The organism is Shewanella sp. 10N.286.52.A9, from assembly GCF_041468985.1.
GTDB classification, from domain to species: domain Bacteria; phylum Pseudomonadota; class Gammaproteobacteria; order Enterobacterales; family Shewanellaceae; genus Shewanella; species Shewanella japonica.
The window spans coordinates 89376-102595 of record NZ_JBFRJQ010000005.1; the positions used below are offsets into that span (position 1 = coordinate 89376).

11 protein-coding genes are annotated in these 13220 nt (G+C 41.9%); 8 read left to right on the forward strand and 3 right to left on the reverse strand.

Translation table 11 applies throughout. From position 1 onward, the window contains the following. Positions 1 to 17 precede the first annotated feature (17 nt). Positions 18 to 1196, reverse strand: a complete 1179-nt coding sequence (locus AB4128_RS04475; RefSeq protein WP_372037047.1) for a BamA/TamA family outer membrane protein — start codon at positions 1194 to 1196, stop codon at positions 18 to 20. A 64-nt stretch (positions 1197 to 1260) separates the two neighbouring features. Beyond that, positions 1261 to 2316: a sorbosone dehydrogenase family protein gene (locus AB4128_RS04480; RefSeq protein WP_372037176.1), complete on the reverse strand. Its 1056-nt coding sequence runs from the start codon at positions 2314 to 2316 to the stop codon at positions 1261 to 1263. A 349-nt stretch (positions 2317 to 2665) separates the two neighbouring features. On the opposite strand from AB4128_RS04480, the gene pyrC reads away from it, so the two are divergent. The 4 genes from pyrC (at position 2666) to AB4128_RS04500 (ending at position 7080) form a co-directional block, all read left to right on the forward strand. Next, positions 2666 to 3703, forward strand: coding sequence for a dihydroorotase (gene pyrC / locus AB4128_RS04485; protein ID WP_372037049.1), 1038 nt, complete (start codon positions 2666 to 2668; stop codon positions 3701 to 3703). 221 nt (positions 3704 to 3924) lie between these two features. Further along, a complete protein-coding gene (locus AB4128_RS04490; protein WP_372037051.1) occupies positions 3925 to 4944 on the forward strand; it encodes an alpha/beta hydrolase in 1020 nt (339 codons plus the stop codon). A 330-nt stretch (positions 4945 to 5274) separates the two neighbouring features. Next, positions 5275 to 5865, forward strand: a complete 591-nt coding sequence (locus tag AB4128_RS04495; protein ID WP_372037053.1) for a DUF6795 domain-containing protein — start codon at positions 5275 to 5277, stop codon at positions 5863 to 5865. A gap of 42 nt (positions 5866 to 5907) precedes the next feature. After that, entirely contained in the window at positions 5908 to 7080 is a 1173-nt protein-coding gene (locus AB4128_RS04500; RefSeq protein WP_119967977.1) for a lipase family protein, read from the forward strand. A gap of 143 nt (positions 7081 to 7223) precedes the next feature. Here AB4128_RS04500 and rluF read toward each other — a convergent pair whose 3' ends face one another. Next, positions 7224 to 8174 carry a 23S rRNA pseudouridine(2604) synthase RluF gene (gene rluF, locus AB4128_RS04505; protein WP_372037055.1) on the reverse strand — a complete coding sequence of 317 codons (951 nt, stop codon included), beginning with the start codon at positions 8172 to 8174 and terminating at the stop codon, positions 7224 to 7226. Between the two features lie 162 nt (positions 8175 to 8336). Between rluF and AB4128_RS04510 the strand changes: the two genes are divergently transcribed. From AB4128_RS04510 to AB4128_RS04525, 4 genes are all read left to right on the forward strand, one after another. Further along, a complete protein-coding gene (locus AB4128_RS04510) occupies positions 8337 to 8792 on the forward strand; it encodes a GNAT family N-acetyltransferase (protein WP_372037057.1) in 456 nt (151 codons plus the stop codon). A gap of 168 nt (positions 8793 to 8960) precedes the next feature. Further along, a complete protein-coding gene (locus AB4128_RS04515; protein WP_372037059.1) occupies positions 8961 to 9395 on the forward strand; it encodes a hypothetical protein in 435 nt (144 codons plus the stop codon). A 149-nt stretch (positions 9396 to 9544) separates the two neighbouring features. After that, a complete protein-coding gene (locus tag AB4128_RS04520; protein WP_372037061.1) occupies positions 9545 to 10813 on the forward strand; it encodes a DEAD/DEAH box helicase in 1269 nt (422 codons plus the stop codon). A 228-nt stretch (positions 10814 to 11041) separates the two neighbouring features. Further along, positions 11042 to 13108 (forward strand): PhoX family phosphatase, encoded by a 2067-nt coding sequence (locus AB4128_RS04525; protein WP_372037063.1) that lies wholly within the window; start codon positions 11042 to 11044, stop codon positions 13106 to 13108. Positions 13109 to 13220 lie beyond the last annotated feature (112 nt).

Consider the following 13220-nt stretch of genomic DNA (forward strand, 5'->3'; position numbering starts at 1 on the left):
GTGCAAAAGGCGACCTTTTAAAACCCCGTACCGACATTGATATACCATGCGGTATCTTCGGGGCCTTTTGCTACATCAATTCCCATATGCAGCCCATATCGACGGGCGATGGTGTAACGAAAACCAGCGCCATAGGCGGTTTGCTCGTCGCTGTCCCACATATCACTATTACTGTCGCCAGCAAGGCCGCTACCCACAAACGACAGTACCATCCAGCGTGGAGTTATTCGCCACATTAGCTCAACTTCTCCGGTCGATACCGCTTCACCTTGATAGCGGTTTCGCGGGATGCCTCGCATTTCAATGTAGGGATAGGTAAAGACGGGCAGGCGAGTATCGCTGCTGATGGTTTGATAATTAAGTTTGACCCCAAGGGTGACGGATTGTGTCATTGGCCAGTAATTAATGCCGGTGGCTTTAATCGTTTGGTAATCATAGTCGCTGCCTATTGCGGTATTAAACCAGTCGTATTCGATGGTGTAGTCATAGCCTTTGGTGGGCATAAAAAAGTTATTAAGACTGTCGTATTGCAACACGGCGCCAAGGGATGAAACTGCGGGCGATGGGTCAAGTATGTCGGTGAGCCTGTCAACTAACTCAGGTGGCAGTAGTGATAGCTCTTTATTGCTTGCTAAATCCACTTTGGCGTATTTTTGAGTGACACCTAAAAATAATGGGCTGTCGAATAATCTGAACTGCAGTTTTTGCATGAGACCATAGCCTTGCATATTCAAGTCTAAGGCTATGTCTTGTGCAAAGTCTGATTGGCTGTAAAAGTTCATATTCACATCACCGTAGCCGCCACCGATAAGGTAGCGAATATGATCTTGTTGCCATGCTTCTCTATGGCCTAAAAAGCCGAACTTTGAGCCATTATCAGTCGCGCCAATACCTGCTGCTGAAATACCTGGGGTTAGCAATTGGGCGCCGCCGTCAACGGAGTCTTTGGCTACTTGCTGACGCTTGGCAGTTTGCTCAGGACTTTCATGCAGGAAAATCCCCATAAGTAAGAGCCCTGTGCCAACTGAGGGTTCAGTAATGATGCTAGGTACAGGAAGAAAACCATAAGCATTTTCTGCAAGGTATTCGCCAGCATCAAAATAGCCGTCAATTGGGTCAATAAAACTGGTGCTGGCCAATGCGGTATGTCCAAGTAACAGCGAGCTTGTAATAGCAAGGCGAAACGTCGATTTCATCGTAGTGATTTCCCTATAGCGCAACGATAGTCATAACAGTGTTATGGTTCAAGTATTTGGATAATTAGTCTGGTTGATAGCTGATACGATAAATGGCATCGGCCGCATCATCTGACACCAATAATGCACCATCAGGCATTGTAAGCACGGCAACAGGTCGCCCCCAACTTTGTTCGCCTTGCAGCCAGCCGGTGGCAAACGGCTGGTAATCTTTAACTTTGTTACCATCAAGCACCACCTGCATCACACGGTAGCCTACTTTACTACTGCGGTTCCAAGAGCCGTGCTGGGCGATAAAAATACTGCCTTGGTATTCAGCAGGGAACTGCTTTCCAAGATAAAACTCCATCCCTAATGCGGCCACATGAGCGCCAAGGTTGAGTTCAGGCGGTGTATTGAGTTTGGCTTTTTCTGCATCATAAAATTCAGGGTCTTTAATGTCAGCGTTATGAACGTAAGGGAAACCAAAATGCTGACCTTCTTTACTGACACGGTTTAGTTCATCATCAGGTAAGTCATCACCCATCATGTCGCGGCCATTATCAGTAAACCATAGCTCACCTGTGTCGGGGTGAAAATCAAACCCGACACTGTTACGCACGCCTTGGGCAATTGTAGCGGTTTGTTTGGTTTCTATATCGAGGGCTAAAATTGATGAGTATGGCAGGGGATCATCACACACATTACAAGGTGCGCCGATAGGGATATAAAGCTTACCGTCGGGGCCGAATTTGATGTTCTTCCAGCCGTGATGGGCTTTATTTGGCAATTTATCATAAACAAGTTCTGGCTTTGGGATAGTGGGTAAACTGGTTTCGATAGAGTTATAGCGCCAAATTTTATCGACTTCGGCGACATATAAGTCACCATCATGGAAGGCAAGTCCTGATGGTAAGAACAAGTCTTTGGCAAGGGTGATTTGCTGGTCAGCTCGGTTATCTTTATTGCTATCAATAAGTGCATAAACATTACCAGCGCGGCGACTGCCCACAAATAAGGTGCCATTGTCGCCTAAAGCCATTTGGCGGGCGTTTTTAACATTATCGGCATAGAGTTCAATGCTAAAGCCATCAGGCAATTGAATTTTTTCTAACGGTAGGGCGTAGGCTGTAACTGACATGCCCAGGTTAAGCCCTAAGCCGCATATTAGTGATTTAACCAAAACGGATATATTGTTCATGTTATTCATCCCTGTACTGAAAAAGCCAACTCAATTTATTCAATCCAATCTAAGCTATTTAAACCAAACTATTCAATTCAATCATAGTGGCGTTATTATTAAGACTATTGTTATAAAATGATTGAAAAATAAACTCTATATTAGCGGATCTCGTTAGATAAGGAAGTGAAATAAGGGGGCTTTTTTGTCTCTGTAAAACTCAGCGTTTAAGGATTGCATCTATTAAGAAAACCGCTTTTGAGGCACAATAGCGCCCAATTATCCGCAATCGACTTTTTAGGAACCCTAAATGACGCAAATCACTATTACTACGCCTGACGATTGGCACTTACATTTCCGTGATGGAGACATGTTAGAAGAAACGGTTCCGGCGACTGCTCGCTTATTTAAACGTGCGATTGTGATGCCAAATCTAGTGCCACCAGTAACCGATGCGACAATGGTGTCTGCTTACCGTGAGCGTATTTTAGCGGCTCGTCCTGCTGGCAGTTCATTCGAGCCATTAATGACATTGTTTTTAACCAATAACACCACAGCCCAAGACATCATCGATGCTAAAGCGGCAGGTGTGGTTGCAGCAAAGCTTTATCCTGCTGGTGCTACGACTAACTCTGATGCAGCAGTGAAAGCATTGGATGCGTTATTTCCGATTTTTGAAGTCATGGCCGAGCAAGGCATGTTATTGCTCATTCACGGTGAAGTGACTGAGTCGCACATTGATATTTTCGATCGCGAAAAGGTATTTATCGATCGCTACATGGCGCGCATTGTTGCGGCGATGCCAAACCTTAAAGTGGTATTCGAGCACATCACCACTAAAGATGCGGCTGAGTTTGTGGCTGATGCACCAAGCAACATTGCTGCGACGATTACACCACAGCATTTATTGTTAAACCGTAACGACCTATTGGTAGGCGGCGTGCGCCCACATAACTTCTGCTTACCAGTGCTTAAGCGCAATATTCACCAGCAAGCATTGCAAGCTGCAGTGGCAACAGGCTCAAGTAAGTTCTTCTTAGGTACAGATTCTGCGCCACATGAAAAGCACCGCAAAGAATCAGCGTGTGGTTGTGCAGGTTGTTACAGCGCATGGAGTGCACTAGAGCTATACGCACAAGTATTTGATGACTTAGGCGCGCTGGATAAATTAGAAGGTTTTGCCAGCTTCCATGGTGCCGACTTTTACGGCCTACCTCGTAACACAGGCACAGTGACATTAGTGAAAGAAGAGTGGACTGTGCCAGAGCAAATCATCTTGCCAAACGATAATCCAATCGTGCCATTTTTTGCGGGTGAAACGGTTAACTGGAAAGTGAAAACAGCTTAATAAGTCTCGGTTGTTTTTATTTAAATAAGAAAAAAGCCAGCTTAATGCTGGCTTTTTTGTGGCTTTGTATCAACTTAACTATATTGGTACTTAGAAGCAAAGCACTGAGCAGTGTTTTTTATGCCATTCTATGTTTAGGTTTTAGGGGCAGAGTTTTAATTATTATTGAAGTGGGGTACTTTCATTAATGGTAAAAGGAAAGGAGGTGAAAGGAAATGAATATGATTGTGTCATGCAATGAGTGCTTTCAAAAGCTAGCAGTGAAACCTAAACAGAATAATATTAGGTTAGTAATACTAGCTTGCGTTGCAATGATAGCTTTTTCGGTTAATTCAGAAGAAGCTAAAGAGCATCATGATGTCTTTATTTCCCAAGTACCTCATGTCAGCCAAGGAACGTTAAAAAGGCTTGATGGCAATAGTCTGCAATTTACCCATATAAAACCACGCCCTATTGATGTGTGGTTACCTGAAGATTACCCTGCTAAGGCTCCTTATGCCGTGGTGTATATGCATGATGGTAAGGTGCTATTTGATGCCACTCAGTCGTGGAATGGTACAGCGTGGGAAGTGGATGAAACCGCTGCAAACCTTAATAAAAATAAAGATATTAAGCCTTTTATCGTGGTGGGTATTCATAATGCTGAGCAGTCTCGCCATAGCGAATATTTTCCGCAAAAGCCGTTTGAGTCGTTAAGTGAAGATACCCAAACCAGTTTGTATCAAACCCAGCGCAATGAAACTGAAAAGCTATTAGCGCAGGCGGTGTATTCTGATAAGTATGCTGAGTTTATCGTTACTGAGCTAAAACCCTATATCGATACTCACTTCAAGGTCGCAACAGATAAGCAAAATACCTTTATTATGGGCTCAAGTATGGGAGGGTTAATCTCTTGGTATACGGCGTTAGAGTACCCGAATATATTTGGCGGTGCCGCTTGTTTATCGACTCATTGGCCAGGCTCTTTTGCTACAGAAAATAACCCGATACCACAGGTGTTTAATCAGTATTTAGCTAAGCAAATTGCCACTAAGCCTCAAGTGAAATTGTATTTTGATTATGGCGATCAAACCCTTGATGCTATGTATCCGCCACTTCAAGCTGATGTGGATAAACTGTTTGAGGCTGCTGAGTATGATAAAGAGCTATGGCAAAGCCACTTTTTTAAAGGTAAGGCTCATACTGAGGATGACTGGGCTGAGCGACTAGCAATTCCAATGACGTTTTTATTGAATAAATGAGTCAGTTTGTAAGTTGAGCCGCTGTTGGCGAGAGTGCAAAAACAGGTTTTATCATTGATGCTTTCGCTTTACTGTTTTAAGTACCGTTTTACCTTGGCTTTTTGGAAAATGGTCATGGGGGGATATTATTCATTTTAAGCTGTTAACCTACCTTATATAACTAGCCTATTTATTCATCTATTTGTAATACTCATTAGGGTAAGCCTCTTGCCTTTAATATGTAAATTCATACCTATATAGTTAATTGTGATAATACAATCCACATTTTAAATTCTTTATAATTAGCGCCTTGAATCAGAATATGACGCCATTGCAAGGGGCATTAAATACATGAAAAAATTCACTGTATTTGCGGCATTAGTCAGCTGTTTACTGATGCTGGTGGTCAGCAGTCACTCGGAGGGAACTGTGTTGGGTATATTCAAAAAAGCAGTTGATGTTGAAGTTTTTCCTGCAGTTTCAGGAAGAATTACACTGCACGGTAAGCCTGTTGAAGGCCTTAAATTACGTCGAGGCTACCTCTATATCAATGTCATGGAAGATGGTGTTTATGATTACACTACGACAGGCAGCAATGGTGAGTTTAGCTTTCCTGAGATTGTCATTCAGTCAACGCACCCAAATGGTTTATTTTCTACCAATATTATCTCTCAAATTATTCGTGTTGAAGACGATCGCTATGAGGAATATCAAGATCCTTATATATGGGCTACAAAATCCAGAGGGATAAAACACAGTCCCTATTTTCAAGAACGTCTGGCTTCGCTGAATTGTGAGCTTACAGAGGAAGAAATGGTTCATCATGTTATTAACGACAGCTACGAGCAAGGTGTCGTTAGATATGAAATTGACAGCATTTGTCGCTGGCCTGAACTAGAAAAAATTGAAGTAGAAAAACGTAAAATTCATGGTAAGTATTAAACCCTTAAATTAGTTAAATTAAACATTTACAAGGATTGTTAAATGCCTATTTTATCTCCAAAACTTGCGGCAGAATTATCGCAAGCGACGTACTCTCTCATTGATATGCAATCTGAATTTGGCGGTAGAACTAAATTCGGAAATGCCTACATTAATAATCATTATGACTTTCAAGCTAAAGGTATTGGTAAAACGGGAGGATTTGTAATGAATCGCCATTCCGGTTTTGCTGCTATGGGAGTGGGTAAAGGTCAGTATCAAGGAGATGCTGTAATTGCAATACGAGGTACTCAGTTTAACTCTATTGCTGATTGGTCTACCAATGCTCAAATAGGCTTAACATCGAGTGAAGGGGGGCAAATTGTCCATGCAGGATTTAATAATGCATTTAACTCTTTACGTCCTCAATTCAAAACCTTTTTAGACCAATGGCGTACGGCAAATCCTGGAAAAGCTGTTCATTGTGTCGGGCACAGTTTAGGTGGTGCCTTAGCATCGTTAACGGCGGATTGGGCAGCTTTAAGCAACTATTCATCGAACGTTAACTTATACACTTTTGGTGCGCCGAGAGTGGGTCAGCAAAGCTTTGCCAACAAAAACACTAATCGATTAAATAAAATCCACCGTTGTACCCATGGTGCAGACTTGGTTCCAAAGGTACCGCTTTGGCCATTTATTCATGCACCTTACAAAGGTTTTGAATATCGACTTGATAACAGCCAAGGCCTGAAAATTAGTGCGCATGGTATGGATCCGGATGAAGGTGCAGTGCCTGGGTATCTTGTCTCTGCAGATACCGAAAGCTGGGCTCATTTAAGCACTAAAGCTAATGAATACTTACAGCCTGTAAAGCTGAAATATGAAAACCGTAACCAAGCAAGTTACAGTGACTACTGGAGTGATAGGTTAAGTGCTGCGTTAATTACTATTTTAAAAGAAACGGGTTATTACGCTGCAGTTGCAGCTCAAGCGACAATTTCTGCAGGGCTAACTTTCTATGATTTGGTGGCAAAAACCTTAGAAAAAATTGCATCAGCAGCTAGTGCTGCAGCTGAGGAAGTCAGAGGTCTGTTAGGGCATATGCTCGCCTTTGCCGGTTCTGTGGTTACCGTGGTTACCGATCTAACTTATGCAACTATTCGAATGATTTTCGATAAGATGCTTAAGCGTTTGTATGAAGGTGTGAGGCAGGCTATTAAGTCGGTATATAAGTAACTTTCACCTTAGTTGAACTATTAACTAAGAAATAAGAAATAAAAACACCGTTTAATGTTTATGTTAAACGGTGTTTTTGTGATTTTTAGTAGAAAAATGCCATTAAGTGCTAAGATTTTTTGTTTCTTATGATGACAAACTACTTAGCGTTTAGGTTTACGACTTGCACCTGGTTTGCCTTTACCACCTTTAGCATTACCTTTCCCTTTGGCTTGTCCCTTAGTTTGTCCTTTACCACCGCCCTTTGCTTGGCCTTTATGTTTGCTACTGCGGTTGTGCTGCATAAAGTGTTCAGGGCCTTCGATTTTATCACGCAGTGATTGCGTTTTGGGTTTAGGCTTAGGCTTCTTTTTTGGGGCTGATTTTTTATCTTCTGATGATGAGTCTTTGATCATATCAAATAGCACATCTAATTCTTGTTTATCTAAGTCACGCCATTCGCCAATCGGTAAACCTTTAAGGCTAACGTTCATAATCTGTTGACGCTCAAGTTTAGTGACTTCAAAGTTAAAGTATTCACACATACGGCGAATTTGACGGTTAAGTCCTTGGACTAATACAATTTTAAATGCATAAGGCGAGACTTGTTCGACCTTACACTTTTTAGTCACAACGCCAAGAATAGGCACACCTGCGCCCATTCCTTTGATAAAGTCATCAGTAATCGGTTTATTCACGGTCACGACATATTCTTTATCGTGATTATTACCCGCACGAAGAATTTTATTGACTAAATCACCGTTGTTAGTCAGGAAAATTAACCCTTGGGAGTCTTTATCTAAACGTCCAATAGGGAAAATTCGCGTTGAATGGTTAACAAAATCGACGATGTTATCGCGTTCAGTGCCTTCGGTTGTGCTGACGATACCAACGGGTTTATTAAGGGCGATAAAGACTAAGTCTTCAGCATCTCGTGGCTCAATATCTTGGCCATTCACTTTGACCTTATCGCCAAATGAAACTTGATCACCCACTTGTGCTCGTTTGCCATTGATAAAAACATTACCTTGCTCAATAAATCGATCGGCATCGCGTCTTGAGCATATGCCACTTTCACTGATGTATTTATTTAGGCGGATGGCTGAGTCTGTCACTGTGGTTTTCCTGTGAATAGAGATTACGCTGTAAAAAGGTTAAGTTTAACAGGCAGAGTTTATCAATTTTTGGCAATTTTGCCTAAGCTTACTGACTGACTAATTGGGATTGGCAACCAGTAAAGCCAAGATTATGGATAGAAATCAATTAAAGGATGTTTAATGCACTTACAACTTAGAGGTGTTAAATCTGAAGATTTAGAGCACTTATTTCAATTTCAATGTGAGCCCGAGGCCAATGAAATGGCTGATTTTCCTGCTAGAGATCGTAATGCATTTTTTGAACATTGGTATCAGAATATTTTGAGTAATCCTGCAATCGCTGCACAAGCGATCATTGTTGACGATGTCGTAATTGGTAGCATTGTGCTGTGGCAAAGCGAGAACCAATGGCTTTTGGGTTATTGGGTTGGTCGTGAGTATTGGGGAAAAGGCTATGCGACTAATGCATTACGGCTATTTTTATCAGCGCACTCAACTCGGCCTATTTTTGCTGAAGTGGCTCAACATAATGTAGGCTCAATAGCAGTCTTGAATAAAAATGGTTTTACGCCAATGGGTGTTGTAGAAGAAGCTGACTGCGATAAACCATTGCTGGCTTTTGTACTAAAAAATTAGGGTAGAAAGCGCTTTTTAGGTTCGGTAAATTGATTGATGATCACAACAATAAACGCCTGTGAGGGCTAATATTAAATGACTTAATCGATAAGGTGGTTAGTACTCACTATCGCCTTGGCCATTATTTAATGTTGCGCTTAATACATAACGTTTTGACTTGGAGGTGCTATGTTCAATAACCCTTCTCTTATTACTCGTACAGCCATAGGCAAGCTGATTGGTTTAGTGATTGGTTTACTGTGCTTTTGGATAATTCCTCTGTTTTCGCCCGATACAAACACACAATTTTTGTGGGGCATACTGTTATGGTATATCACCTTTGGTGCGATTATCGGACTTGTTGGTGTGTTTGATTATCATCCCATTTTAAAGATTTCATTACCTTGGTGGCTTACCGCTATTGTGATGGGCTGCTGGTTAAATCTGGTATTAACATTGTTAGCATACGATCAAATACAAGCGATGATGGTGGCTATATTTGGCTTTAATGGGGTGTTTCAATCACCATTTTGGTTTGTGGCTGATGGCCTAATCGCAGGCTTTATTATTGGTTTAGCCGCCACTAAATGGGGTGGGTATGGCGCGATGACTGCTGGCAAATAATAAATATCAGCTAAGGTGCTAAAAAGATAATGAATTGGGTAATATTTAGCTGTCTACAAAGGTGATTAAATACTTGCCGATAACTGCTGTGTGGCTGGCTTTCATTGTTAGGCGTGATAAACTTTGCGGCTTAATTATTGGGAGTGGTTATGTCTTTTTCGTCGTTGCAGTTATTGCCTTTGTTAGTTAAGCAGTTAACTCGGTTAGGCTACGAGCAGCCTACGCCTATTCAACAGCAGGCGATACCAGTGGTATTGTCTGGTAAAGATGTATTAGCTTGCGCGCAAACGGGCACAGGAAAAACAGCCGCTTTTACATTACCAATCATTCAAATGTTGTTGCAATCAAAAGCAACAGCACCTCAAGTCAATGACAGTGTTGATGACAAGCAAGATTCGTTAGCGAATGACACCCAAACGTTAATTTTGGTGCCTACCCGAGAGCTTGCTCAGCAAGTGCATCAACATGTTGAAAAATATGCATCTGGCACCGATATTCGCTCTGTGATTGTTTATGGCGGAGTCAGTATCAAAGCTCAAGCTAATGCGATCCAAGCAGGCGTTGATATTATCGTTGCCACACCAGGGCGCTTACTCGATCATTTACGTAATCGAGTGATGTCATTATCCAAGCTTAAACATTTAGTATTTGATGAAGCCGATCGCATGCTGGATATGGGCTTTAGAGATGAAATCATCGAAGTGTTGAAACGTGTACCAAAAGAGCGTCAAACACTCCTGTTTTCAGCCACCTTGGATGAACGCATTTTTAAATTCAGTAAACGCTTATTAGATTCACCTCAAGTGATTGAAACTCATCAACGAAACAGCACTGCAGCGAGTATTGTTGAGCGAGTATATAACGTTGATAGCAAGAGAAAGTTATCACTATTAAGTCATCTCATTAAAAAAGAAGATTGGCAACAAGCGTTAATTTTTAGCCGCACTAAACAGGGCGCAGATAAAGTCGCTGCGCAATTACAGCAAGCCGGCGTTAATGCTGCAGCCTTTCATGCGGATCTTTCACAAGCTGTGCGTGAGAGTGTGTTAACTCATTTTAAATCAGGTGAAATTAACGCGTTAGTTGCGACAGATGTTGCCGCCAGAGGATTAGATATTAACGAACTAAATTATGTGGTTAATATTGAGCTTCCTTTCCAGAATGAAGACTATATTCATCGTATTGGCCGAACAGGCCGTGCAGGTAACACAGGCCAAGCAATTACATTATTAAGTGTTGATGACGAGCCACAACTGATCAAGCTAGAAGCTTTTTTAGATAGGCGACTACCACAGCAATGGTTACCAGGGTTTGAGCCTGATTTAACCCAGGTTGCTCCTGTGACGCGTAAAACGAAGAAAGGCTCGCTAAAGCAACAAGCTCGACAAAAAGCGCTTGCAAAATCGAAACGAAAGTAGCAAATATGTATTAACCTTTTCAAAGTGTTACGTGTTTTTCTTTAACTATTTTTAATGTTACTACATCTATTGTGGTCACCATCACACTTTATTCTCTGTTCATTATTTTGCTATAAAAGCGTCATCTTGCTGTCATCAAGATGGCGTGAATTTGTCACAAAGCCTGCTTATCTTATGTTCACTAATTTAGCCCCCAATTAATGATGTGAGCAAACTTAAGGATAGATTATGAGCAAGGCGACATTCGACCCAACCAAATATAACAAAAGCAATAATGTGCCATTTGCCACCGTGATGGAAAACCATTTATCACGTCGTGACTTTGTAAAACGTGGCTTAGGGTTAAGTGCTATGACAGCGTTTGCTGGAACAGGATTAGCAGCATGTAGTTCTGATAACGATTCAAGCACACCGCCGCCAACCACCACGCCACCACCAGCAGAAACTCCGCCGACTAAAAGCTCTGCGGTACTAGGTTTTGACTCTATTACTGGCTCAAAACTTGATGCAGTTGCAGTACCTGCAGGATATTCTGCTTATGTACTTGCTCCATGGGGTACGCCTCTCAACAGTAAAGCAAATGCGTGGAAAGAAGACGGCTCAAATACTGCTGTAGATCAAGAAAACGCTGTAGGAATGCATCATGATGGGATGCATTTCTTTCCGTTAAATGACGCAGCAGATGATGGTTTGCTTTGTATTAACCATGAATATATTAATCAAAATGCCTTACACCCAATGGGGCCAACGCTTGATGCTAATGGTAAGCGAACTGTCATTGATGAAGTGCGTAAAGAGATTAATGCCCATGGTATTTCTGTTGTGCGTATTCAGTTAAAAGACAACATGTGGCAAGTGGTTGAAAACGACTCACATAATCGCCGTTTTACTGGTGCAACAGTCATGGATGTTGCCGGCCCATTAGCTTATACATCTTATTTAGAAACTCGTTATTCGCCAGATGGCAGCCAAGCTCGTGGTACATTGAATAACTGCGGTAATGGCTACACGCCTTGGGGAACATACCTGACTTGTGAAGAAAACTGGCCTGGTTATTTCGTCAGTCATGGCACTTTAACTGAAGATCAAAGCCGTATTGGGATTTCAACTTCAGATACTCGCTACGGTTGGAACCACTTAGCAGGGAATGATGAAGAGCGTTTAGATGAATTTGCTCGTTTTGATATTACACCGACAGGTTCAAGTGCTGCTAATGATTACCGCAATGAAGCTAATGGCCACGGTTATATTGTAGAAATCGACCCATATAACCCTCACTCTCGTGCTGTTAAACGTACCGCTTTAGGGCGTTTTCGTCACGAAGGCTGTACTTTTGGTAAGCTAGAGGCTGGTAAGCCAATTACATTTTATTCTGGCCATGATTCACGTTTTGAGTACTTATATAAATTTGTTTCAGATGCCGTTTGGGATGAAGCGGATGCCAATGCGACTAATCGTTTAGCAATGGGCGATAAGTACATGAATTCAGGTACGTTATATGTGGCTAAATTCAGTGAAGATGGCGTGGGTGCTTGGTTACCATTAACACTTGATAGCACGACAACTGATGGCAACACATTAGCCGATAGCTTCGATTCGGTGGCTGCGATTATCTTAAATACGGCAGGTGCTGCTGACTTAGTAGGGGCAACACCAATGGATCGTCCTGAGTGGGCTGCAGTTGACCCATTTACTGGCAGTGTATATCTGACTTTGACCAACAACACAAAACGCACAGATGATACCAATCCAGCTAATCCACGTTTGAATAATAGCTTTGGTCATATTATCCGTTGGGATGAAGGTGAAGAAGCAACGGAGTTTAACTGGGATATTTTTGTCTTTGGTGCACCTACTGATGCAGATGAAGAGACTAACATCTCTGGCTTGAATGACTTAAATCAGTTTGCAAGTCCTGATGGCTTGGCTTTCGATCAGCGCGGCATTATGTGGGTTCAAACTGATAATGGTGCAGATGAAGTTGAAGAGTACACCAATGATCAAATGCTAGCGATTGTGCCATCAACTTTGGTTGATGAGGACGACAATCAGCAAGTGGTTTCTGCGGACAATCAAAGTGAGCTAAAACGCTTCTTTGTTGGGCCAAATGGTTGTGAGGTGACTGGTTTTGCGATTACATCTGATTACAGCACGGTATTTGCCAATATTCAGCATCCAAGCAATTGGCCTTATTCAAGCAATGCAGCAGAAGAAACTCCTGCAGGTATGACATTACGCCCTCGTGATGCAACTGTTGTTATTCGTAAAAATGATGGCGGTGAAGTCGGCGTTTAAAGGCTTACGATGATTGATTAAAACTTCTGATTAAGATTTTTGATTGATTATCACTCAGTGTCATGATTAAAACCCTGATAGACTCTCTATCAGGGTTTTATTTTTATCATAG